Origin of the sequence: Dokdonia sp. Dokd-P16, assembly GCF_003095655.1 — a bacterium.
Taxonomy (GTDB): domain Bacteria; phylum Bacteroidota; class Bacteroidia; order Flavobacteriales; family Flavobacteriaceae; genus Dokdonia.
In genome coordinates this window covers 1,581,228-1,606,795 of the sequence record NZ_CP029151.1, presented here as the reverse complement: position 1 = coordinate 1,606,795, position 25,568 = coordinate 1,581,228, and the positions used below count along the sequence as shown (strand labels likewise).

Genomic DNA, 25,568 nt, shown 5'->3' with positions numbered 1-25,568 from the left:
TAGTACATTACTTTTATTATGGTGCAGGGTTTGGTATTGCTGTGTGCACCTCGTCTATCGCTTTTAAAACCTCTTCAGAAAGTGTAATATCTGCACTACCAATGTTTTCTTTAAGTTGCTCCATACTCGTCGCTCCAATGATATTACCAGTCACAAAAGGCCTATCTGTTACAAATGCAAGTGCCATTTGAGTTAGACTTAAACCGTGGTCATCTGCAATTTTTTTATAACGGCGTGTTGCTTCAAATGCATTATCGTTGTGGTAACGATTATAGTTAGGAAACAAAGTCACACGCGCATCTTCTGGATAACCGTCTAGATACTTTCCTGTTAATTGACCAAAACCAAGAGGAGAATACGGCAGTAAACCTACATCCTCCCGATGTAAGCCTTCTGTAAGTCCTATCTCGTCTTTTCTATTAAGAAGATTATAAGGATTTTGAACAGTAACCACCTTTGGCGCACCTTTTCTAGCTTCTTCTATAAAACGCATCAAACCAAAAGGAGACTCGTTAGACAGTCCTATATTTCTAATTTTTCCTTGCTTTACATAGGTGTCTAGAGATTCAAGAATCTCTGCAATATTATCATTCCACTGCTCATCATCATTATGAACATATCCTAATTTTCCAAAGAAATTTGTGTTACGTTCTGGCCAGTGCAGTTGGTATAAATCAAGATAATCGGTTTGGAGACGTTTTAAACTCTTGTGCAATGCATCATCAATAGCTTCTTTAGAAAACCCAAGATTATCTCTTACAGAAGCAAATGTTGGGCTAGGTCCAGTAATCTTTGAAGCAAGAACAATCTGATCTCGGTTCTTATTTTTAGCAAGCCAAGTACCTATCACCTTTTCTGTTGCACCATAGGTTTTCTCTTGAAAAGGCACGCTATACATCTCTGCCGTATCAATAAAGTTTACGCCTTGTGTAAGTGCATAATTCATTTGCTCATGACCTTCAGCCTCCGTGTTCTGGCGACCCCAAGTCATTGACCCCAAACAAATTTTTGAAACTTTTATATCTGTATTTGGTATTGTTGTGTATTTCATAAGTATTGGATTTGACGCAAATCATTGCGTCTTTGTACAACTATAGAACTCTCGTTTTATCTAATCAATATCATTAAGCAAAGCAGTCACCTCATCAAGCTTAGGTGTTAGGATTACTTCTATACGTCTATTTTTTGCTTTGTTCTCTGCGGTATCATTTTCAGCTACGGGAGCATATTCTCCACGGCCTGCTGCTGTTAGGTTTTTAGGGTCTATATTCCTATTTGTGCGTAAAATTTCAACAATAGCTGTCGCTCTTTTAGCAGATAGATCCCAGTTACCAGCTAGATTTCCGCTACCTCCGTAAGGCACATTATCTGTATGTCCCTCGATAAGCACTGCGATGTCCGGGTTATCTGCAAGTACGCTACCTAGTTGCTTTACCGCCTTTGTCCCATTTGCACCTACGGTCCAGCTACCAGAATCAAATAAAAGCTTGTTTTCTAGCGACACATATACCTTACCATCACGTTGCTCTACGGTAAGTCCTTTTCCTTCAAAGTCTGTAAGTGCTTTTGAGATAGATTCTTTAAGCGCTCTCATTGTAGCATCTTTTGCTGCGATTACACCTTCTAGCTCATCTACTCTCGCAGAGCGTTCTGCTAGATCCTTTTGTAACTTTTCAAGACGAGTACGTTCCGCTTCAAGAGCAGCAGTTTTTTCAGCAAGATCATTTTGCTTTGTCTCTAGTTCGGCTAGAAGTTGTCTGTTTTTCTGAGAATTTTCGGCTATAGTCGCACTACTATTAGATTCTAGTGCGTTATAACTTGCTTGTAGTTGTTCTAGATTAGCTTTCGCGGAAGCGTACTCCCCTTCTAACTCCTCTACTCTAATTATACTTGAGCCTAAATCTTTTGAGACTTTATCATAAACTGCGTTCGTCTTTTTAAGCTCAGCTTTTAAGTCCTTTACATTATCCTCAAGGCTACGATTATCCTTGCGCAACCTGCTATAGCTTGCTTCAAGATCTTTAAACTTTTTTGCAGGAACGCAAGAAGTAAGTGCGCTTATCGCAAGTATTATAAGAAGGGATTTTTTAAACATTGTATTCATTTTTTTTAAGATAATTTTAATTCTACCATGTGCGGACAGTGATCACTATGCACAGCATCAGAGAGAATCACAGCACGTTCAATATTATTTTTAAGAGGCTCACTTACCATGTTATAATCAATGCGCCATCCTTTGTTATTTGCTCGCGCATTTGCTCGATAACTCCACCATGTGTAGTTGTCTGGCTCTTTGTTAAGATGACGGAAAGAGTCTATAAAACCACTGTCCATAAAGTTACTTATCCACTCACGCTCTACAGGTAAAAATCCGCTTACGTTTTTATTACGTACGGGATCGTGAATATCTATAGCTTCGTGACAAATATTGTAATCTCCACCTATCACAAGATTTGGAACATCTTGCTTGATCTCGTTTACATAATCTTGTAATAACGACATGTATTCCAGTTTATGCTCTAGACGGGCAATATTTGTTCCAGATGGCAAGTACATGCTCATCACAGAAACATCATCAAAGTCCACTCTTATATTTCTACCTTCAAAATCCATGGATTCGATTCCCGTTCCATACACTACATTTTTAGGTGTTTTCTTCGTGAGAATAGCCACACCACTGTATCCTTTTTTTTGTGCGCTGAACCAGTAATGCTCATAACCCAGACTTTCAAAAACTGCTGTATCTACTTGATCTGGTGTTGCTTTTGTCTCTTGCAACAGCACCACATCTGGATCTGTGTGTTGCAACCAGGTGGCAAAATCTTTGCGCAAAGCTGCACGGATACCGTTTACGTTATAAGAGATAATTTTCATAGTATGCTGTATTGGGCTGCTAAGTTATAAATTAGGTTTTTCCACACCTCGTAAAAAACTTATAAAGTTTACCTTTGAGTCATTGTAATATTTACCTCAGCCTAGAGTTTTACTATTGATGCGCGTATTTTACACAGTTCTTTTACTATTATGCACCAGTGCTGTTCTAGCACAACAAACGCGTACCAAAAGAATTGCGGTAAGAGACTCTGTGCTTTTAGACTCTGTAAGCATAAATCCTTCCTTATTTAAAATCACTACGCTACAAGGTAAAAGGATAGATAGCACATCTTATAGTATGGATTATGGAAAAAGTATCCTTACGCTTAGCGCGAAAAATGGAATACTTCCAGATTCTCTCATTATAACCTACAAGGTATATCCAGATTTTCTTACGCGTGTCTATTCTCAGTATGACCCTAACCAGATTGTGACGAGTACTGGCAATCTCGACAAGATTATAAGTTTAGGTGAAGACAGAAGAACAAATACTGTCACTCCATTTTCTGGCCTTAACGTGAGCGGAAGCATCTTAAGAGGAGTTGCTGTAGGCAATAGCCAAAACAGTACCTTGAACTCAGAGCTTGACTTACAAATAAGCGGAAAGCTAAGTGAGCGCGTTACCTTACGCGCTTCTATACAAGATGCAAATATACCTAGCCAGCAAGGTGGCTACTCTCAAAATCTAGATGAGTTTGATCAAGTGTTTATTGAACTATTTTCTGATAACTGGAATATAAGAGCTGGTGATATTAATTTAGAAAACAGGGACACCTATTTCAGCAGATTTACAAAGAAAATACAAGGGCTATCCCTAGGGGGTACCTTGAATCACTCAGATGATAAACAAACAGATCTACATGCTTCTGGAGCTTTAGTACGAGGTGTTTTTACACAAAGTACATTTACAGGGCAGGAAGGAAATCAAGGCCCCTATAAACTCACTGGGCCTAATGGTGAGCTATTCGTTCTAGTAGTTTCTGGGAGTGAGACTGTTTATGTTAATGGCATCCCGCTCACACGTGGAGAGAGCGAAGACTATATTATCGATTATAATGCTGGAGAGATACGATTTAATGCCACTTATCCCATCACTAGTGAGATGCGTATCAATGTTGCTTATCAATTTTCTGAACGACGTTACACACGTTTTCTGGCGTATGGAGGAGGAAGCTTTCGCGAAAGCGATAAATTCAAAATAGCTGCTCACGTATATTCAGAAAGTGATGCTAAAAATCAACCACTACAACAAAATCTCACCTCCGAACAGGTTGCTATTTTACAAGAAGCTGGTGACGATATGCAAGAAATGATTGCTCCCAGCGCAATCTCAGATACCTTTGATGAAAATAAGATTCTCTACAGGCAGATAGTTGTAAATGGAGTCGAGGTTTTTGAATTTAGCGCTGATCCTGGAGAAGATTTATTTCAAGTACGCTTTACTAATGTAGGAGAAAACCAAGGAGATTATATTTTAAGCACGACAAATACGCTACAGCGCACATTTCAATATGTTGCCCCTATAAATGGTATTTCGCAAGGTTCTTTTGCTCCTCAAGTACAACTTTTTGCCCCTACTGTACTACAATTAGGTGTAATAAATGGAAGCTACACACCTTCAGAAAAAACTACAATAAACTTTGAAGCTGCGGGAAGTAACAATGACACCAACACATTTTCTACACTAGATGACGGTGATAATAATGGCTATGCTGCACATGTAGATATAAATCAGCTGTTATATAAAAAGGATAGTTTATCCAGCCTTCGCGCTTTTGGGAGTTGGGATTTTATACAAGAAGATTTTAGAAGTATTGAAGGGCTTTACAATATAGAATTTAACCGAGATTGGAATGTCGAGAACTCACTAGCTCAAGCGGGAGGAACTTTATTAGGAACTCAACACTTTACTACGGTAGGACTCAATTATGTTCGTACAGAACAAGGAGCAATTACCTATCAATTTCAACATCTAAACTTTCAAGACGCCTACAATGGCTACAGACACAGTCTAAATGCCAACTGGGAACTTGGTAATTTAAGAACTGCGATTAATGCAAGTACACTTAGTACAGATGATGTGCAACTCAATACAAACTTTACACGAGCAGACGTAAATGCCATTTATGGTTTTAAAAAATCTTGGATAGGCGCTGCATTTAACATGGAGGACAACGTTAGAGTCACAAAAAGGAATGACTCTATAACGGCAAGCAGTCAGCGATTTAGCGCTTACAAAGCTTTTGCTGGCGTGGGAGACAGCACAAACGTCTATATGGAAGCTGGATATAAATATCGTGTAAATGATAGTGTGCGACTTAATCGCATAGCACGTGTAAATACATCCAATACATATTACTTAAAATCTCAATTAATAAAGAATGAGAAAACGAACGTCTCGCTCTTTTTAAATTACCGTAATCTTAGCTATGAAGATCAACGAGAAGATGAGAATTCGCTCAACTCAAGATTGCTGTATAATCAACGATTTGCAAATGATATCATCCGTCTTAATACGGTTTTTGAAACCAATAGCGGTACCCAACCTCAGCAAGAATTTACTTTTATTCAAGTAGATGAAGGTCAAGGAACCCATACATGGAATGATTATAACGGAGATGGTATACAAGAACTCGATGAGTTTGAGATAGCGCAGTTTCAAGATCAAGCAGATTACGTGAGAATACTACTACCAAACCAAGTATTTGTAAGAACTCATCAAAATAAATTAAGCCAGCAACTCACCCTACAACCCGGACAGTGGTCTGGGCTTAAAGGAATAAAAAAGTTTCTTTCCCACTTTTACAATCAGTCTAGCTATATCTTAGATAAACGAGTATTGCGCACTGATAACGATTTTAGCCTCAACCCATTTAATGAGGATGACAATGAAATAGGTGCTACAGTCAACTTTAGAAATACCTTATTTTTTAATAGAGGAAAACAGCGTTACACGACCTCCTATTCATTTCTATCAAATACCTCTAAAATTCTTCTCTCTACAGGGCTGCAAGAAAGTGAGATACAAAGTCATCAACTCAATTTTCTACATAAAATTAAAGAGAGCTGGCTCTTTAATGCTCAAGGAGATTTAGGCTCGACCGTGAGTAGTGCAGAGAATTTTATCTCTCGTAGTTTTAGCATCGATAATATCGGTATTAATCCTAAGCTCTCATATCTCTTTGGCAAACAGTCGAGAGTTTCGCTATTTTATGAATATCAAAATAAGAATAACACATCAGGAGAGCAGGAACAGCTTGACCAGCAGAATCTTGGCATCTCCTTTGCATTAGCAGATTTAGAAAAAGTATCTTTAACTGGGGAGTTTACGTATATCAATAACGATTTTCGCGGAAGCGCATTTAGTCCAGTTGCATATCAGATATTAGAAGGATTACAACCAGGAACAAATTTTACTTGGAATGCTATTGCACAAAAAAGGATTACCAAATTTTTAGATTTGAATGTATCATATTTTGGGCGTAAAAGTGAAGAAACACGAACTATTCATACGGGTAATATCCAGATTAAAGCTTTCTTCTAAATTTTAACGACCTTTAAGGAAACAAAACTACCTAATTATGAAAACAAGATTATACATTACAGGTATGTCACTAGTAGCAATCATGGCTTTTTCTTGCCGTGGTCAAGAAGCGGTTGCTACAGAGGATACTAAAACAGCACTTATGGATTTTGACACAACTGGATATACTTCTGGAACAATCGTACAATCTAAGGCAGAAGGCGATTGCGAGTGGACTATTAAACTTGAGGATGGACGTCATTTTGACCCCATGACGATAGACAAAGATTTTATGAAGGATGGAGCCAGCGTTTGGTTCAAGTATACACCACAACGCCGTATGAATAGATGTGACAAAGCTAGCCCTGTAGGGATTACGGAGATGAAGATGAATATGTAAATTGAGACTGTACATACTTTTTCTACTAAAAAAAGCTCAACAAGAAATTCCTTGTTGAGCTTTTTAATATTTAATGGATATACAGCATATGTTTCAGCTGTATCGATTATTTATCTAACTACTATCTTCTCTACTAATTTAGATCCACCATCTATATCTGTAAATTGAACGATATAAACGCCAGCTGCAACGTATGACATGTCTAAATCATATGTATAACCATTTCCTTCTTTATTAAGATTGTTATAGGCAAGTCTTTGTCCAAGAGTATTAAAAACAGAAATAGCAGCTCTTCCCTCAAATGGCGTGTTCACATTTATAGCAAAATATTTATTATCTGTACTAGTGATATTTAGAGAAGTTTCTAAAAACACATTACTCTCTACCGCGAGCACTTCTGGAGCGAAGGTTGCTGTATAATCATTAGTTCTTCCAAATTGAAGATCATCACAAGGATCAGTAACATCACCAGCTGTATCCTCATCTTCACCTCTCACACGCATAGTCAATGGCCCTGCAGTAAGCTGTGCCACATCAAAGGCTGTAACATCAATTGAAAAAGCAAAATCAGTATCTGCTGTTGCTACCTGACCAGAAGCAACAAGTTCATCTTCAGTAAAGGTTGCATCATCATTTATATCAATCCAAATTGCAAAGGCAGAGTCTGTAAAACCAACTTGCAATGTTCCAGATAACGACTCTGGACTATCAAATGCAAACTCAATTCCTGAATCATCACTATATCCTGAAGAGGTACAATTTGTTAACAATGCATTTTGATTTGCTAATGTAATGGTAGTCACACCATCACCAAAACCTTCACAATCACTATCTGGTTGACATGCTAGACCCACAGTATTTGTTGCAACACACACCAATGAATCATTCTCAACATTGCTATCATTACTCAACAAAGTAGAAACATCAAGTGTATAGTTACCAGGCTCAGAAAGATCTGCACCTTGAGCAAAGGTAAATTCGACACTTAGCCCTGGCTCTATAGTTCCTGTAAAAGTTTCTACTACTGCTGCTCCACCATTTACAGTGTATTGCACAGTTGGGTTTGTGATTGCATTTGATCCGTAATTTCTTATAGTTACAATAACATCCTCATCACCTGTATATTCTCCTTCTCCTACAGGAGTTACAATACTAAAAACACTGAGGTCATCTGGCTGGGCAGCGTCTAGTGTAAAATTAGCAACTACATCTCTACGCGTTGGATCAAACTGCTCTGTAATAAACCAGAATGACTCGTTCTCTGGATCAAGAGTTAAGTGCACATAATCTGCAAACCTATCTGTAGGAGAGGCTGCTGTACTTTTGAAGAGTTCTTGCTCAAATACTGTCATTACTCCTAATGGATCTCCATCAAAACGACCAGTATAATTCATTGCAATACGATCTTCATCTGATGATGATATATAACCCATAGCAATATTTCCTTGAGAATCCATCGCCATACTTCCTTGATATGCGTTACGCTTTCCTGGAGTAACATAAGTACCTTCTTGATATATAGACCATGGTTGCCCATCTCCATCTTGTCTTAATTCATACCATCTTATTCCTGCCTTTTCACCTGGGTCTAACACATCAACTACAAAATTCATTACAACAGTGTTATAAGTAGGAAAACGTCTATATTGTACTTGGTTCATCATCGTAGCTTGCAATGCATCTACATCTGGACCTCCACCGCCTTGTGGAATATTTGAGAATGATCCACCATCAAAGACACTTACAAAATCTGCTGTTGTAATTTCTTGAGCTAGTTCAATACTTGCATTTGCAGCATCTGCCCAATCTATAGTAGCTTCCCATACTTTAAGGTGGTCATCATCGACTCCTCCCCATGCATCATCTTGAAGATAAACTACAGGGACTGGAGTACCTGCTGGAGCGCTCTCATCTCCCGTAGTATGAAACCCTTGTGGACTATAAAAACCATTTCTTTCAATTCCAGGAAGTCCAAAAGCTACAAACTGAGCCGCTTCATCATTTAACATTTTATTACGCTCGAGTAAGAAAACTTGCTCTGTAGTTGAGTTTATGTTTGCCGTAACTACGTAAGATTCACCAAATACAGAAAATTTTGTGTAATCAGGGAATGCTCCTGCATTAAATTGTGCTTCATAAACATACCATGGGTCATTCACCGGATCCGGACCCGCAGATATTGCAACGTCAAATCCATTACCACCTGGCGCACCAGAGTTACGGAATTCTGTGATTACATATCTCCCTCTAGGTTTCCCTGCACCATTATCTACGTTTGCATCAAAGAAAACAATTGGATCTCCTGTTGAATTTCCAGGAAACAAAGTGCTCAAGTCCATTTCTGGAGTAGCATCTGTCCCGTCCTTATTAAATATTTTAAAGCCTACATTCCATGCAGCTATATAGTGGTTAGGTCCGGCCGCACCCGTAGGGTCAGAAGGTGTAAAAGAAGATACATCTGCTACAAACGTTGTTAAAGGTGACCTTGTTTGTGTCATGCTAACCTCCTGACTGCGTTGTGCGTTTACGAGAGGATCATTACCTACAGAACCCTTACCTGGGACAATATTAGGAGACCCTATGCCTTTGGCACGACCTAATTTTGGTGTATTATCCGCATATATAAGTGTTCCTGCTTTAATTTGATCTGCAATACTAGGTATTACAACAGGGGCAGAAAGTAGCCCACTTTTACTGGCTTTATTTGTTTGCTGCGCAGACACCCCAAAGCTAAAAGCTAAGAGAGCTGCAACCAGCAATGAGTAGATTTGTTTCATAATGTAGTTTTTTAGTGGTTTGCTTGTTAAAAATTTATTAAAAATACAAAAATCTGAATCCAAAGCATAAAAAAACACCCATGAAATGGGTGTTTTTAGTATATATCAGTAATTGGACTTAAGCTATCCAATGTCTAAAATTCACTTTATTATTGAGAATATCTGGTAAATCTGTGATTAATACACGCTGTTGCTCCATGCTATCTCTATCTCTTACTGTTACCATATTATCTTCTAGCGTATCATGATCTACTGTTATACAGAGTGGGGTTCCAGCCGCATCTTGACGTCTGTAACGACGGCCTACAGCATCTTTCTCATCGTAAGCTACGCGATAATCGTATTTCAAATCATCTATAATTTTTTGCGCTACTTCTGGTAGTCCATCTTTCTTTACTAGAGGCAAAATTGCAGCCTTTACAGGAGCTAAGATTGCTGGTAGTTTTAATACTACTCTTGAAGTTCCGTTTTCTAATTCTTCATCTTGAAGTGATGCAGAAAATACAGCTAGAAACATTCTATCAAGTCCTATTGAAGTTTCTACAACATAAGGCACATAGCTCTCATTAATTTCTGGGTCAAAAAATTGTAATTTCTTTCCAGAATGCTCTTCATGTGCTTTAAGATCAAAATCTGTTCTAGAGTGTATACCCTCAAGCTCTTTAAACCCAAATGGAAAGTTGAATTCTATATCTGTTGCTGCATTTGCATAGTGCGCAAGCTTCTCATGATCATGAAAACGATAATTCTCTTCTCCAAGACCTAATGATTTATGCCATTTTAAGCGTGTCTCTTTCCAGTGCTCGTACCACTTCATTTCTTCTCCTGGACGTACAAAAAATTGCATTTCCATTTGTTCAAATTCTCGCATACGAAAGATAAACTGACGCGCAACAATCTCATTTCTAAATGCTTTCCCTGTTTGAGCAATTCCAAAAGGAATCTTCATACGTCCTGTTTTTTGGACGTTTAAGAAATTTACAAATATACCTTGAGCCGTTTCTGGTCGTAAGTACAAATCTGTTGCTGTCTCTGCAGATGCTCCTAGTTTTGTTCCAAACATCAAATTGAACTGGCGTACATCTGTCCAGTTTTTTGATCCAGATTCAGGACATCCTATTTCTAATTCTTCTATAAGTGCTTTTACTGCTGGTAGATCTTCTGCATCTAGATATTGTGCAAGTCTTGCGGTTGCACTTTTTTGCTTCTCGCGATATCCCATAACTCTAGGATTTGTCGCTTCATATTGCACTCTATCAAAGCTTTCTCCAAAACGCTTTGCTGCCTTAGCAATTTCTTTCTCTGCTTTCTGATTGAGCTTTTCTGCATAATCTTCAACGAGTACATCTGCACGGTAGCGCTTCTTTGAATCCTTGTTATCAATAAGTGGATCAGAAAATGCGTCTACGTGACCAGAAGCTTTCCAAGTAGTAGGATGCATAAATATTGCAGCATCTAGACCTACAATATTTTGGTTCATTTGCACCATACTCTTCCACCAGTACTCGCGTATGTTTTTCTTAAGCTCAACACCGTTTTGACCGTAGTCATACACAGCACTTAGGCCATCATAAATCTCACTACTACCAAAGATGTAGCCATATTCTTTTGCGTGAGATATTACTTTTTTAAAATGATCGTCTTGTTGAGCCATAGTCTGTAGATTAATTATGCAATCTATTAATATTGATGAGGTATGAGGTCACGCTTTCGCGAAAGCGTAAAAACCTCTCAAACCAATAAAATAAAGTTATTTGTTTCCGTTTGTAACAAGCTGTAAAAATAGCAATCCCTCCGAAATAACGGAAATTGCGATTGCTCTATTTTAAAGAAAGTATGGTAGAGAGTAGCATAGAACCTTCGTGGTAGACATTTATAGTGTAATCACCACCTTCCATCTGCTGTACAGGCAGAACAAGCTCGCAGATGGTATATGCGGTTTTATTAAATGCAATCGTAGTTTTTGTATTATAGCGCACCACAGAGCCGTCTTCAAACTTTTCATTACGTTCTACACCTATCATGCGACCTCGCCCATTAAGTACTTGTACGTAAAAAGATTTATTTTCTACCTCTGCAAGTTGGTTATCGTTTACGGTAAAACACACCTGCATCATCTCAACGCGACTCGCTCTAGAAGTCATAAAAAACTTACCGCTGTTGCGCTGAATCACTCCTCTTGCAGCGAGATTACTTACTGTAAGACGTGCTCCTTGTGTAAGTCTCTCTGCTAGATCTCTATTAGATTTCTGTATGCTGTCTTGAGATTTTGTCGCTAGATCAAGTGCTTTTTGTGTTTCTTGTTGCAATGCAACAAGACGTTTTGTTTCTAATTGTAAACTATCATTTGCACTTATAAAAAATTCTCGCTCTCGACGCAGTCTTTTTATTTCCATTTGAAACTGCTGCATTTTTGATCTACTCAGGTCGTCGTCTCTTAGTGTTTCCTTGAGCTGTAAGAGTCTTGATTGCGCTTGTTTGAGTTCTCCTTTTAATGCATCTCTCTCTTTTAAAAGACTGCTATATTTAGACAATTCCTCGTCGAGCTGTGCGGTGACTCTTTCTTTGTCATCTATTAGTTGCGCCTCTCGTTGCTGCACTTCGTTTTGAAAATTATAGGTGTGAAATCCTAGCCCTGCAACTACAAGACATAGTAAGATTACAAGGAGTAATAAGGTATTATTGGTACTTTTAGTACGCATAGATGTTCTATTATTCACATAAAGGGGTTAATTTAGAAAAAAAAAGTATAAGCCATTGCTACAATCGCTCCGTTCTCTATTTTTTCCAGAAACCTGTAAATCTTGCGACAGCGAACTCATCGCTGCCGAAAATATGATATGTACACATTGTAGGCATACATTACCTCTCACAGATTTTCATAGGTACAACGACCCTGCAATCAAAAAAGTATTTTACGGTCGCCTCAATATAGAAAATGCAACCGCATTATTTTATTTTGAAAAGAAAGGTCCTGTGCAAGAACTCATGCATAATCTCAAATACAGAGGACAGCATGAGATAAGTGGCTTTCTAGGGGCATGGCTTGGTGAAGATCTCAAAACTCTTGAAGAATATAATCGTATAGATGCAGTAGTTCCAGTACCTATACACCCAAAGAAGAAAAGAAAAAGAGGATACAATCAAGTGGAAGGCTTTGGTAAATCACTAGCCAAAGCATTAGAAGCTCATTATGTAGATGACGTGCTTGTCAAATCAAAAAATACAAAAACACAAGTATTTAAAGGGCGTTTTACACGCAGTGATGAAGTTCTTGATGCTTTTTCAATTACAATGAATCGCAATTTTGAAGGTAAACATATCTTACTATGTGATGATATTTTAACTACTGGAGCAACTTTAGAATCATGTGCGTTGCAACTTCTTAAAATACCTAATATTAAATTAAGTATTGCCGTGATGGCAATAGCACAATAGGTATTTCGTTTTGGTTAAAATAATTGTTTCTTTGTAGTCGCATGACAGATAATCCTTGGTATCATTTTAATAGAAGACGAGTAGCTACATTTATAGTAGTTATGGTAAGTATGGCACTTACTCTCGTAAACTGTGCAAAACGTGGTTCTCCTACCGGAGGACCTATGGATAGTTTGCCTCCAGTTTTTGTAAAGTCTACACCTCCTAATTTTACTACAAACTTTGAAGGAGATGAAATTCGTATTTATTTTGATGAGTATGTAAAACTCAAAGACCTTAGAAAACAACTTATTATCTCTCCTCCTATTATCAATAGAGTAATCTCTCCACAGGGGTCTGCCTCAAAATACATAGAGATTAAAATCCAAGATACACTTGCTGCTAATACGACCTATGTTTTCAATTTTGGGCTCAGTATTGTAGATAATAATGAAGGAAATCCTTTTCCTTCGTTTAAGTATGTGATGTCTACAGGAGACTATATAGATAGTCTTACTGTGTCTGGAACAATTGTAGATGCGATCTTAGACAAGCCTGATAATTTTGTGACCGTGATGCTTTATGAAGCAGATAGCACGTATACAGATTCTACTATTTATAATAAGCCTCCATTATATGTTACAAACACCTTAGATAGCCTTAACACCTTTGAACTAGACTATCTAAAACCTGGAACGTATGCGCTTGTAGCTTTAAAAGATGAAGATGCCAATTATACTTTTCAACCCAAAAAGGACAAAGTAGCTTTTATAGAAGATTTTGTAACTGTCCCAACCGACTCGTCATATACATTAAAGTTATTTTCAGAAACACCCGCTTATAAAGCCTCTCGCCCTAAGCATGCTGCAGAGGGTAAAATTGCCTTTGGTATTAGTGGTTATATAGATAGTATAGCCATAAACCTCTTAACTAATGTGGGAAATAATTATGAAACTACTATCACAAAAAAAGGAGAGGACACTCTGTATTATTGGTACAAACCACGAGTATCACTTGACTCGCTCGTCTTTAATATTAGTGCTCCTGGTTATAGTGACACCCTGCAGGCTAGAATACGTAAGCCAAAACTAGATTCTCTAGCCTTCTCTTCAAAATATCGCAATGCTGTGTTGCTAGACAAACCGTATCGCATACTCAGCAATATTCCAATAGACACCATTAATAAATCTTTAATAACCGTTGTAAAAGACTCTGTCGAGATTCCTTTTACCTATTCTTTACAAGATAACGGGACTTCTCTAGATATTGATTTTGAGAAAGAGGAAAAAGCTAGTTATAGTATCAAAGCGCTACCTAATGCGATTACAGACTTTTTTGGCCAACAGAATGATACTCTTTTCTATAAAGCAAACACTAAGGAGTTCTCAGATTATGGAGATATAGAGCTCACCCTTAAAAACGCAAACAACTTCCCTTACATCATCCAGTTAATGGATAAAAGTGATGAGGTTATAGAAACGCAATACTCTCTTCAAGAGACTGTTTTTAACTTTAAGCTCCTCAAACCAGGCTCGTATAAAATACGCCTTATAGAGGACTCCAATAATAACCGTGTTTTTGACTCAGGAAATTATTTACAGAAAAAACAACCAGAGGTGATTATTAATTTCCCTGGAGAAATTGATGTACGACCTAGTTGGTTTGCTAAAGAAACATTTGAACTACTTCCTAAGAAAACCAAGGTTAAGGATACTATTCAAGAGTAAATCTGTCTTTGTCTTCTAGAAAAGGCAACTTACTTCTGGTGTCATTTACATGCGCTTTGGTTAACGTAGTGGTCACTACGCCTTCTTGAGTGTGCGCTGTTACCATCTCGTCTCCTAGCACATCATATACAGCAGAGTGCCCTATATATTCAAGGTTATTACCATCTACTCCCACGCGGTTTACTCCTATACAGTAAGACATGTTTTCTATAGCTCTAGCTCTAAGGAGCGTATCCCAAGCCGCTATTCTGGTTTTTGGCCAGTTTGCAACGTAAATAATGAGATCATAATCAGATGTATTACGCGCATACACCGGAAAACGCAAGTCATAACAAATCTGCGGAAAAATCTTCCAGCCTTTATAATTAACAACCACCTGTTTATCACCCGCTTTATACTGCTCTCCCTCACCAGCCATATTAAATGTATGACGCTTATTATAGCTCGTTGATTCTCCTTCTGGAGTGACAAATATAAAACGATTGTGATAAAGACCTCCTTCGCTTATTATTAAACTTCCGCAGATGGCTGCTTGTGACTTTAAGGCCTGTTGCTTCATCCACTGGACAGTTTCTCCATCCATAGTTTCGGCTAGTGATTGCGGACTCATAGAAAACCCAGTGGTAAACATCTCTGGTAGTACAATAAGGTGAGTTCCATCAGGCACCTTTGCTATTAATGTTTCTTGATGTGCTCTATTACGATTTGCGTCTTCCCAAAAAAGCGAAGTTTGTATGAGACTTACTTGTAATGTTTCTGATTTCATAGTATAAAGATACATTTATGGTAGAACTTTCCATCTGTACTATCTTTACAATGAATACGTACACGCTATGCAAAACACAATTGCTCAAAGAATCTATGATTTTTTAAAACAGTTTCCACCATTTCAATTTATGGCCGAAGGTGATTTGCTGGATATTTGTAGTCAAGCTTCTGTACTTTACTTGGATAAGGATGAAGTCATTTTTAATCGTGATCAAGCTTATAATGATCGTTTTTATATCGTTCAGCAAGGGGCTATAAAACTTACGAGACCATCCAAGGATGTGATTAAGGTGGTAGACATTTGCGATGAAGGAGATCTTTTTGGTCTTAAAGTAACCTCTACAGATACCTATAGAACGACTGCTACGGCAAAGGAAGAGACGATACTCTATACGTTACCTATGGAGGAGTTTTCCGCTTTCGCGAAAGCGAACAAAGCCATTTCAAATTACCTCATCGCTAGCTTTGCATCAAATATTAAAGATCCATATACTTTACAGCAAAGTGGCTCATTACTGAACACCTATGAGCCTGAACGCGGCGCACATTTACTGGGCTTAGAACAAGCACGATATAGCACCTCCATCATTACTTGCTCCCCAGAAACTTCCATACAAGAAGCAGCCAGATTGATGCAACAACATCGCATAGGGTGTTTAGTCATTACTACAGATTCAATACCAGTGGGTGTTCTCACAAATCGAGAATTACGTAATGCTATTGCAAATAATATCATCTCTAGTAATCACGTAGTACGCGATGCAATGATTACTCAGGTTGTCTGTGCCGTTCCAAAGATAACCGTAACTCAAGCGCAACTTATATTGCTCAAAAATGGAATAAGTCACCTCATAATTACCGAGGACGGTACAGCTAGCACAAAGGTAATAGGTGTGTTAAGTAAGCATGACATTGTGGTCGCTTACGGTAACAGTCCCGCCGAACTCGTAAAGGAAATAAAACGAGCAAAAAAAACCAAAATGCTCAGATTTACTTGGGAAAAAGCAACGCTTCTTCTTGAGCGCTACCTAGACCAAAACTTACCCATATCACATATTCTTAATATTTTTTCTGAGCTTAAAGATGCTCTCATGCAACGCACTATGCAGCTCTCATTAAGTAAGATGGCACATAATCCTCCAGTACCATTTACATGGCTTGCATTAGGAAGTCAAGGTCGAGAGGAGCAATTACTGTATACAGATCAAGATAACGCTCTTATTTATGAGGATGTGTCACCAGAAAATAATGAGGCGACTAAAAATTACTTTCTGCATCTAGCAAATAGGATGAATAAACGCCTTCATAAAATAGGTTATGATTACTGCCCTGCAGATATGATGGGAAGTAATCCTTTATACTGTTTATCACTTTCTGAGTGGAAAATTCAGTTTTCTACATGGATCAAAGATCCATCTCCAGAAAGCATGTTGCTATCGGGAATATTCTTTGACTATAGAATGGTCTATGGAACTCAGGAATTAGTAGGAGAACTTACCGCCTCTATTTATGACCAACTATCTACATCTTCTGTCTTTTTTAGATTTATGGCAAAGGACGCACTTAAAAATCCGCCGCCGGTGAGTTTCTTTCGCAACTTTCTAGTGGAGTCAGATGGTGCACATAAAGACGAATTTGATATAAAAAATCGAGCTATGGCTCCATTAATAAGTGGCGCCAGAGTGCTTTCTCTCTACCATAACCTGCGCAACATAAATCATACCTCAGAACGTTTTGAAAAGCTTGCAGAGCTAGAACCTCAAAACAAAGAACTCTTTGAAAGCTGCGCATACGCATTTAAAGCACTTCTTAAATTTAGAGTCAAACAAGGGTTGCGCAACGATGATAGCGGCCGCTTCATTAAACTAGCCGATTTATCAAAGGAGGAACGTCTCAAACTAAAACGATGCTTTAAACCACTACGCGATTTACAAGAAGTATTACGTGTACGTTTTCAAACTCAAAATTTGAGCTAGATGGGATTATTTACTACATCACCTCAAAGAGATTTTCCAAAATTTTGGACACAGTATCTTGCTGCTTTTTCTCAAGAGAAAAGTAAGGCAGGGTTTTTAGGTAGTACCTTAGATGGAAAAAAGCTCCATACTACTCGCTTTGTAGTATTTGACACCGAAACCACTGGTTTACATTATAAAGAAGATCGTATTCTATCTATAGGAGCGGTCACCGTAATTAACAATGAGATTTCTATAGCACAGAGCCTAGAGCTTTACCTCAAACAAGATGTATACAAGCCTGAAAGCGCAAAAATACACGGCATCTTGCGCAATGGAAGCTATGAGCAAGTAAATGAACAAGAGGCAATAGAAAGATGTTTAGAGTTTATAGGAACAGACATTCTTATAGGGCACCACATAGGTTTTGACGTTGCAGTAATTAATGCAGCTCTCAAACGTGCTCAACTAGGAAAACTTAAAAATAGAGTGCTAGATACAGAAACGTTGTACAAAAGACTTGTGCATCCTATAAACAGATCATTACAAGAAAAAAGATACACGCTAGATGAACTTGCCGAAGCGCTCAAAATTCCTTTGCACGATAGACATACCTCTGCCGGAGATGCGCTTATCACAGCCATTGCTTTCATAAAAATCGTAAAGCGATTAAACAGCGATGGGTCACTTACCGTTAAACAATTATTCAGAAAAAACTAGATGATTACAAAAGACACACTTTTCGTTTTTGATATAGATGGAACGCTCACAGATAGTATTCCAACCTATCTACCTGTTATAACTAAAGTTCTAGCAGATATAGGACTTCAAAATATAGACACTGATTATGACAACTATCTACACCATACAGATTTGTATGCGCTAGAGTATAATTACGAGCGTACTTTTAACAAGAAAGCTCCAGCCAACTTAAGATATGAGCTAGACCACTTACTGGGTAAAGAATTATCTAAATGCAACCCTGTGAGTGAAATCCCAGGCGCGCGCTCACTGTTATTAAAATTGCAAGAAATGCAGATTCCATTTGCTTATGGAACGGGTGCTTTTCCAAAAGCTACTGCTATAAAAATGGAGGGCTCTCAAGTCCCTTTTATTCCTGAAGTGCTTGCAACTTCGTTACATAATATTTCTCGAGTGGGGTTTGTAAAAGAAGCTATACAGAAGTCTGAAGAATATTACAATAGAACGTCCTTTGATAATATCATTGCTGTAGGTGATGGGCTTTGGGATTTGAAAGCCGCGCAAGAACTCGATATTTCGTTTTTGGGTATAGGCACAAAAAATCGTGAAGCGATGCTAGATAATGGCTGTAAGAATTGGGTAGAAGATTATAGAAAATTTGACCTAAATTCATTAAAGTAAGATGTGAAAACTATTTATGCTTGAGACTGTTTTTGACGGGTCACATTTTCGCGAAAGCGGCATAGCAGCAACAAATCTATTTTTCCTCTAAGATTTCCATCAAGTTTGTAGATCCTTGCATTTTTGCGTGATCAAAAGCGGTGTTACCTTTTTCATCTTTATGAGACAAGTTGGCTCCATTTTCAATAAGCATTTGTGCTATTTCTGACTGCGCAAAAGTAGCTGCATAAATGAGGGCTGTAGCATGATTAAGATTAACAGCATTTACATCTGCCCCACTCTCGATAAGTAGTTTTGCAATTACTGGGTATCCTTTAAAACAAACACCCATAAGCGCCGTATTTCCAGAGCTATCCTTAGCATTAAGGTCTGGCTTATGTTTTAAAATAGCCTCGCTTATGTCTTGATTTCCATAGTAAGTGGCAAGTAATAAAGGGGTAGAACCACGTTGATCTTTAATGTTTACAAGTTCTGGATGAGCAGTAATAATTGCTTGCACCATCTCTAGATCTCCGTTGCGTATTGCGTCAAATAATTTGTCATTCATAACTTACAGTCTATACTTTGTGAAGCACCTTACCTACTTGCTCCGAAAACATAAAGATAAAAACAAAAATGATATACTCACCTTAATTTAACGTCTCTTGATAGAATTGATATTTACATGTTGCTATAGCTATTTAATTAATTGTTAATTATAATTATCTTAAGAGCTCTACTAGGCCTTAAAAAGTACTTTAGGGTCATAAAACACTAACTACTATGAGTAATACTGCACTTTCTAACTGGCTTGAAAAAGATAATATAGCATCTACCGCTACTCGCGGAGTGATTGCTGGAGTATTGGGCGGTCTAGCAGGTACCATTGTTAAAAGTGCCATAGAACGAGTATTACCAGTAAGACAGCCAAACACTGAAAGTGCGCAACTCAAACTAGTAGATAACATCTCTGAGAAGCTCACTGGAGAACCTGTGAGCACATCAAATCGAGATCTAGCCGAACAGCTAGTAAATATCCCTATAGGCCTTACATTAGGAGCTAGTTTAGGCTATGCAAAACGTGATAGACCAGAAACTAACCTGGTAGAGGGAGCGCTCTTTGGTACGACAGCATATCTTGCAACGCATGAAACCTCACTACCATTAATGGGCCTAGAAGACGAGCCTAAAGATATACCAGTAAAATTACAAGCAAACGAATTTCTTGCACATGTCGCCTTTGGAGTAACAGCAGAACTCATACGAGGTTGGGTGGCACGTAAACTAGATGACTAGATACTAGTTAAAATTTCGGCAGCTTTTTTTAGTGTTTCGTCATCTTTGGCGACACAAAATCGTAGCATTTTAAAATCTTCTTGATTCACATTAAATACCGACGTTGGTATAGACGCTAGTTTATGGTCTATGGTTAACGCTTTCGCGAAAGCGGTATCACTCTCATTAGTAATTACAGAATAATCCAGCATCTGAAAGTAGGTACCTGCGGCAGGCTTTGCTGTAAATCGCGAACCTTCAATTAGGTCTAAAAACAAATCTCTTTTCTGCTGATAAAAATCGTTGAGTTCTAGATAATGACTAGGCTCCTTGAGGTACTGAGCAAATGCTTTTTGAGAAGGATGGTGTACAGAAAACACATTAAACTGATGTACTTTTTGAAACTCTGCCATCAACTCTTTGGGAGCTACAGTGTATCCCATTTTCCACCCTGTATTATGAAAGGTCTTCCCAAAAGATGCCGTAATAAAACTGCGTGCTCTTAAAGCTGGGTAACGAGCCACACTCTCATGACGTTTGCCATCAAAGACTATATGCTCATACACCTCATCACTCAATAATATGATATCTGTACCTTCAAGAATACGCTCTAGCTCCAGCATATCTTCTTTATCAAGAATAGTACCCGTAGGATTGTGCGGAGTATTAATGAATATCATTTTAGTCTTAGGCGTGATGGCATCTTCCACCGCTTTCCAGTTTACTTTATAATCTGGCGCTTTGAGTTGGATAGGGACTACTTTACCGCCATTTACAATTACTGCAGGCTCATAACAATCATAAGCTGGCTTTAATATAATTACTTCATCATCTGGACGTATAAAAGCAGATACAATTGTGTAAATAGCTTGGGTCGCTCCAGCAGTTACTGTAACTTCTGTCTCAGGATGATAATCACTTCCATATAAGGTATTGAGCTTTTGAGTGATTTCTTCTCGCAAGCTGTAAACACCTTGCATAGGAGCATACTGATTATACCCATCACTCATTGCTTTTGTAACAAGCTGTTGCAGTTTTGGATCACTATCAAAGCCCGGAAATCCTTGTGCAAGATTAATAGCTTGATGTTCATGTGCCATCTTACTCATTACCGTAAAAATAGTAGTACTAACGTCAGGAAGTTTTGAATGAAAGTGCATGTATCGTCTTTGTGATTAAAGATAAGGCATCTCTAAAAGATAACATGCAACTTTGTAGTATAGGATTTTTAAGTCCGCATAGGGCACTACATTATTTACCCATTTCTTGAGCGGTCTTCTCTAGTTCTGTATACCACTCTTCGCCAAATTTACGTATCAACGCATCCTTAGTAAATTTATAAACTGGCACAGATAGTTCTTTCCCCAGTGAGCAAGCATCGCTACAGATAGGCCAGCGATGATAATTTACTGCAGAAAATGAGCTGTATTTTTGCACGCGAATAGGGTATAAGTGGCAAGAAATAGGCTTACGCCAAGACACTTCTCCTGCATTGTAAGCATCCTCAATACCACAACTTGCCCAGCCTTTGTCATTAAAAGTCACATAAGCACACTCGGCTCCATTTACTAGCGGTGTCTCAAGCTCACCATCACGCACGATGCTCGTTCCCTGCTCCTCAATTGCAGCAATTCCCTCTGGGCGTAAAAAAGGTTTTACCTTATCATAAATATCTGCCATGATGGTAACCTCATCTTCTTCAAGTGGCGCGCCAGCTTCACCTGCGATGCAGCACTCTCCTTTACAAGCATTAAGATTACAGACAAAATCTTTTTCGATAATGTCTTCAGAAACGATGGTTTTTTTGAGTTGGAACATAGTTGGGCAAAGATACTTGGAAAGTATGAAGTAAGAATGTGTGAGTAGCGAGATTATTTATGGTTGTAAATATTTACGCTTTCGCGAAAGCGTAATACCCCAGACTAACTACTCTGCGTACATCTTATCAATAAGTGCTTTGTATTTTTTCTGAACTATTTTTCTTTTAATTTTTAAGGTAGGCGTTATTTCCCCTTCTTCTATGCTGAACTCACGAGGAAGCAGCGTAAACTTTTTTATCTTCTCAAAAGCTGAGAATTCTTGCTGAAGCTCGTCAAAGCGTTTTTCAAAAAGTGCTAAGACCTTATTGTCTTTAATGAGCTCTTCCATACTCTCAAATGAGATACTATTCTCAACGGCATACTTCTTCAAATTCTCAAAATTAGGAACCGCAAGTGCAGTTACATATTTTTGCTGATCTCCAATTACTGCAAGTTGCTCAATAAGCGAATCACTGATAAGCGCTGTTTCTAACTTTTGAGGAGCGATATATTTACCACCTGAGGTTTTCATTAAATCCTTGATTCTATCTGTGATAAAAAGATTTCCGTCTTTATCTAATCTACCTGCATCTCCTGTACAAAACCATCCGTCCTTAAAAACCTGAGCTGTAGCTTCTGGCTTTTTGTAGTAACCTTGCATCACACCAGGACCTTTTACAAGGATTTCATCATTTTCTCCTATCTTAATCTGAGTGCCTTCTATGCTTTTACCAGCAGAGTTAAATTCAAAGTTTGTGTATCCAAATAAAGATACTGTTGCGGTCGTTTCTGTGAGTCCGTAGCCACATTTTACGTCAAGACCAAAGGAGTGAAAAAATGAAACCATATCTGCCGCAAGTGGCGCTCCACCACAAGGCATAAATTTAATACGCCCTCCAAAGAGTGCACGCAGCTTGCTCAACACAATCTTATCTGCAATTTTATATTTGAGCTGTAATGCTAGTGGCACTTTTTTCTCTAGTCGCTGGTGCTTGTTATAATAATCGTTACCTACCCCTAATGCCCAGCTTGCAAGTTTCTGCTTTGTAGGCGAAGCTTCTTTTGTTTTACTCTGTATGGCAGCATAAATTTTTTCAAAAATACGAGGCACCGTACACATCACCGTTGGTCGCACTTCTTTGAGAACCTCTGCAATTTTCTTTGGATCTTGATTAAAGTACACTTCAATCCCCATGTGTAAACAGAAAAACACCCAACTACGCTCAAAAATATGACTAAGTGGTAAAAAGCTTAATGACACATCTTTATCAGAGATGTCGAGTTCATATCTATGAGCTGCAAGGGAAGCTCCTATATTAGTATGGTCTATCATCACACCTTTAGGTTCTCCTGTGGTTCCTGAGGTGTAAATAATACTCGCTAGATCATTTATATCAAGGTCTTGTTGTCTCTTTACGTAGATATCTTCAATTTCTTGGGTAGGGCTAGTAGCAACAAAGTCTTCTAAATACATAGAAGAAACAGATGATTGTAACTTAATGGTATCTGTAAGAGCTACAATAAGCTTTAAGTATGAAGAGCTTTCTAGAAGCTCATAAGCTTGATCATATTCATGCTGATTACCCACAAAAAGTAAGCTTATCTCAGCATCATTTATCACATAGTCTACTTCCTTTGTAGAGCACGTTGCATAGATAGGTACCGTTACTGCTCTTATGCTCATTATCGCAAGGTCTGCAATAATCCAGTTAGGCATATTTTCGGCAAAGATGGCTACGTTATGCTGTGTTTCAACACCAAACTGCAGTAAACCTTTAGAAAGATTTTCAACACGCTGATGCATATTTTTCCAGCTTATACCTTCCCAAGTATTAAGTGTCTCATTCTTTACGTAAAGCGCATTCTTGTTTTCAAAGCGTAGCGCATTTTCCTTGACATTTACTACTAGGTGCTTGTAATCCATAAACTGTAATTAATTACGATATTTAATCATTGAGGTTTTCCAAAATTAAACATTAATAGACCGTTTCTTCTTTTATTGGCCTTAGTAGCGTATAATAACACGCTTTTATTAACCTCTGTTAATAGAAATGAACCATCCTAGCAGAAAACCTTATATTTATCTACCATACGGTAGTATTTAACACAGCAACAATTCTTAAAATTATCTTCTATGAAACTCTGGCCTCTTTGTCTCTTATTTACTGCTTTTATAGGTGTTGCTCAATCTCCCGTAGATGCACTTATAGATCAAAATCTCAAGAAAACTCTTATTGAACATAAAGCCTTTGTGAGCATTCCTAACTTGCCTTCAAACCCGGCTTTAATGCTAGAAAATATTGCCTTTGTAGAAGAGCGTTACAAGGCGCTAGATTTTACAACTAGCTTACTAGAAACTAGTACGCTCCCTATTCTTCTCGTAGAGAAAGAGTATAACCCAAATTACAAAACAGTACTCTTTTATGTTCATATAGATGGACAGGCAGTAAACCCTGCAACATGGGATCAAGAAGACCCTTTCACTCCTGTACTCAAGGAGAAAAACAGCTCTGGGGATTATAAAGCGATTTCTTGGGATCAACTAGATAGTAAAATAGACGATAACTGGCGTATTTATGGTAGAGCCGCCGCAGATGACAAAGCACCCATTATGATATTTATCACTGCGCTACAACTTTTAATAGAACAACAGAAAGAGCCTACTTTTAATATCAAAGTAATTTTTGATCCAGAAGAAGAATATAACTCAACTGCTTTACTTTCTACTCTAGACACTTATAAAAGTAGATATGCTGCAGATTACTTTGTAGTAATGGATGGTCCTGCTCATGACTCAAATAAACCTACACTTACCTTTGGCTGTAGAGGGATTGCTACTGCGGCAATTACCACCTATGGTGCCCGCCTACCTCAACATAGTGGTCATTATGGTAATTATGCACCTAACCCGGTTTTTAGACTTGCAAACCTGCTTACTACCATGAAAGATGATGATGGTAAGGTCCTCATTGAAAATTATTATGACGGAATTACCATCACTCCAGAAACGGCTCAAGTACTCTCTTCTGTACCTTTTGAGCTTACTGAGTTTAATAACAAACTAGGTGTTCACACCGCCGAAAAAGTTGGAAACTCATATCAAGAAGCGCTGCAATTTCCTTCTCTTAACGTTAGACAAATAGGGACTTCATGGACAGGTGAAGGTCTCAAAACTGTAGTTCCAGAGTATGCCATTGCAAACCTTGACATACGCCTTGTTCCAGAAACAGATGGTGATGCTCAATTAGAAAAGATTAAAAAGCACATCACTAAACAAGGTTATCACCTTATAGATCGAGCACCCACAGAGGAGGAAAGACTTGCTTATCCTAAAATAGCCACGTTTATAGGTAAGACTTCTGTAAATGCATTTAGAACAGATCCAGATAATGCTTTTGGCAAAAAAATGAGGAAAGCGCTATCACAATCTTTTGGTGAAGATCCTATTACAATTAGGATGATGGGTGGCACCGTGCCTATTGTTCCCGTGATTAAGGCGCTAGATGTTCCTACAGTTATACTTCCGCTGGTTAATATGGATAACAATCAGCATAATCCTAATGAGAATATACGCATAGGGAATATTAGACAAGGTATTAAGGTGTGTCTAGCATTACTTGAAACAGCTTTTTAGGAAGGTTTTTGTGTTGTTACGCTTTCGCGAAAGCGAACTAATACGCACAACTGCATC

20 protein-coding genes are annotated in these 25,568 nt (G+C 38.2%); 9 read left to right on the top strand and 11 right to left on the bottom strand.

Features of this window, described 5'->3' with window-relative positions; genetic code table 11:
- Positions 1–16: 16 nt before the first annotated feature.
- The 3 genes from DCS32_RS07310 to DCS32_RS07300 are packed head-to-tail and all read right to left on the bottom strand — an operon-like array spanning position 17 to position 2,874.
- Complete coding sequence (locus DCS32_RS07310) at positions 17–1,051, bottom strand: aldo/keto reductase (protein WP_108877670.1); 1,035 nt, start codon at positions 1,049–1,051, stop codon at positions 17–19.
- Positions 1,052–1,111: 60 nt separating this feature from the next.
- Complete coding sequence (locus tag DCS32_RS07305; protein ID WP_108877669.1) at positions 1,112–2,095, bottom strand: OmpA family protein; 984 nt, start codon at positions 2,093–2,095, stop codon at positions 1,112–1,114.
- Between the two features lie 14 nt (positions 2,096–2,109).
- Entirely contained in the window at positions 2,110–2,874 is a 765-nt protein-coding gene (locus tag DCS32_RS07300; RefSeq protein WP_108877668.1) for an exodeoxyribonuclease III, read from the bottom strand.
- 118 nt (positions 2,875–2,992) lie between these two features.
- Here DCS32_RS07300 and DCS32_RS07295 point away from each other — a divergent pair, with 118 nt between their 5' ends.
- The gene (locus DCS32_RS07295; protein ID WP_108877667.1) at positions 2,993–6,418 is read left to right on the top strand and encodes a hypothetical protein; all 3,426 of its coding nucleotides are present in this window, start codon (positions 2,993–2,995) and stop codon (positions 6,416–6,418) included.
- Positions 6,419–6,455: 37 nt separating this feature from the next.
- Complete coding sequence (locus DCS32_RS07290; RefSeq protein WP_108877666.1) at positions 6,456–6,797, top strand: hypothetical protein; 342 nt, start codon at positions 6,456–6,458, stop codon at positions 6,795–6,797.
- Positions 6,798–6,907: 110 nt separating this feature from the next.
- On the opposite strand, the gene DCS32_RS07285 is transcribed toward DCS32_RS07290, so the two are convergent.
- From DCS32_RS07285 to DCS32_RS07275, 3 genes are all read right to left on the bottom strand, one after another.
- On the bottom strand, positions 6,908–9,574 hold the full coding sequence (locus tag DCS32_RS07285; RefSeq protein ID WP_108877665.1) for a GEVED domain-containing protein: 2,667 nt from the start codon (positions 9,572–9,574) through the stop codon (positions 6,908–6,910).
- Positions 9,575–9,692: 118 nt separating this feature from the next.
- Positions 9,693–11,228, bottom strand: a complete 1,536-nt coding sequence (locus DCS32_RS07280) for a glycine--tRNA ligase (RefSeq protein WP_108877664.1) — start codon at positions 11,226–11,228, stop codon at positions 9,693–9,695.
- A 166-nt stretch (positions 11,229–11,394) separates the two neighbouring features.
- Positions 11,395–12,294 carry a hypothetical protein gene (locus tag DCS32_RS07275; RefSeq protein WP_162533612.1) on the bottom strand — a complete coding sequence of 300 codons (900 nt, stop codon included), beginning with the start codon at positions 12,292–12,294 and terminating at the stop codon, positions 11,395–11,397.
- 37 nt (positions 12,295–12,331) lie between these two features.
- Here DCS32_RS07275 and DCS32_RS07270 point away from each other — a divergent pair, with 37 nt between their 5' ends.
- On the top strand, positions 12,332–13,012 hold the full coding sequence (locus DCS32_RS07270; RefSeq protein ID WP_108877662.1) for a ComF family protein: 681 nt from the start codon (positions 12,332–12,334) through the stop codon (positions 13,010–13,012).
- Between the two features lie 41 nt (positions 13,013–13,053).
- Positions 13,054–14,718 carry an Ig-like domain-containing protein gene (locus DCS32_RS07265; RefSeq protein ID WP_108877661.1) on the top strand — a complete coding sequence of 555 codons (1,665 nt, stop codon included), beginning with the start codon at positions 13,054–13,056 and terminating at the stop codon, positions 14,716–14,718.
- On the opposite strand, the gene DCS32_RS07260 is transcribed toward DCS32_RS07265, so the two are convergent.
- Positions 14,705–15,484: an amidohydrolase gene (locus DCS32_RS07260; protein WP_239057577.1), complete on the bottom strand. Its 780-nt coding sequence runs from the start codon at positions 15,482–15,484 to the stop codon at positions 14,705–14,707. The two genes, DCS32_RS07265 and DCS32_RS07260, sit on opposite strands and share 14 nt — an antisense overlap.
- A gap of 67 nt (positions 15,485–15,551) precedes the next feature.
- Between DCS32_RS07260 and DCS32_RS07255 the strand changes: the two genes are divergently transcribed.
- Genes DCS32_RS07255 through DCS32_RS07245 form a run of 3 tightly spaced genes read left to right on the top strand, consistent with a single transcriptional unit; the run spans position 15,552 to position 18,824 of the window.
- Complete coding sequence (locus DCS32_RS07255) at positions 15,552–17,462, top strand: DUF294 nucleotidyltransferase-like domain-containing protein (protein WP_108877659.1); 1,911 nt, start codon at positions 15,552–15,554, stop codon at positions 17,460–17,462.
- Positions 17,463–18,161: a PolC-type DNA polymerase III gene (locus tag DCS32_RS07250; RefSeq protein WP_108877658.1), complete on the top strand. Its 699-nt coding sequence runs from the start codon at positions 17,463–17,465 to the stop codon at positions 18,159–18,161.
- Positions 18,162–18,824 carry an HAD family hydrolase gene (locus tag DCS32_RS07245; RefSeq protein ID WP_108877657.1) on the top strand — a complete coding sequence of 221 codons (663 nt, stop codon included), beginning with the start codon at positions 18,162–18,164 and terminating at the stop codon, positions 18,822–18,824.
- Positions 18,825–18,900: 76 nt separating this feature from the next.
- Here DCS32_RS07245 and DCS32_RS07240 read toward each other — a convergent pair whose 3' ends face one another.
- The gene (locus DCS32_RS07240; RefSeq protein ID WP_108877656.1) at positions 18,901–19,371 is read right to left on the bottom strand and encodes an ankyrin repeat domain-containing protein; all 471 of its coding nucleotides are present in this window, start codon (positions 19,369–19,371) and stop codon (positions 18,901–18,903) included.
- Positions 19,372–19,586: 215 nt separating this feature from the next.
- Between DCS32_RS07240 and DCS32_RS07235 the strand changes: the two genes are divergently transcribed.
- Positions 19,587–20,099, top strand: a complete 513-nt coding sequence (locus tag DCS32_RS07235; RefSeq protein WP_013750445.1) for a DUF1440 domain-containing protein — start codon at positions 19,587–19,589, stop codon at positions 20,097–20,099.
- On the opposite strand, the gene DCS32_RS07230 is transcribed toward DCS32_RS07235, so the two are convergent.
- The 3 genes from DCS32_RS07230 to DCS32_RS07220 form a co-directional block, all read right to left on the bottom strand.
- Positions 20,096–21,238: a methionine aminotransferase gene (locus tag DCS32_RS07230; protein ID WP_108877655.1), complete on the bottom strand. Its 1,143-nt coding sequence runs from the start codon at positions 21,236–21,238 to the stop codon at positions 20,096–20,098. The two genes, DCS32_RS07235 and DCS32_RS07230, sit on opposite strands and share 4 nt — an antisense overlap.
- 91 nt (positions 21,239–21,329) lie before the next feature.
- The gene (locus DCS32_RS07225) at positions 21,330–21,896 is read right to left on the bottom strand and encodes a DUF3109 family protein (protein ID WP_013750447.1); all 567 of its coding nucleotides are present in this window, start codon (positions 21,894–21,896) and stop codon (positions 21,330–21,332) included.
- A 108-nt stretch (positions 21,897–22,004) separates the two neighbouring features.
- On the bottom strand, positions 22,005–23,801 hold the full coding sequence (locus DCS32_RS07220) for an AMP-dependent synthetase/ligase (RefSeq protein WP_108877654.1): 1,797 nt from the start codon (positions 23,799–23,801) through the stop codon (positions 22,005–22,007).
- A gap of 210 nt (positions 23,802–24,011) precedes the next feature.
- Between DCS32_RS07220 and DCS32_RS07215 the strand changes: the two genes are divergently transcribed.
- On the top strand, positions 24,012–25,511 hold the full coding sequence (locus DCS32_RS07215; protein WP_108877653.1) for a M20/M25/M40 family metallo-hydrolase: 1,500 nt from the start codon (positions 24,012–24,014) through the stop codon (positions 25,509–25,511).
- Positions 25,512–25,568: the final 57 nt, after the last annotated feature.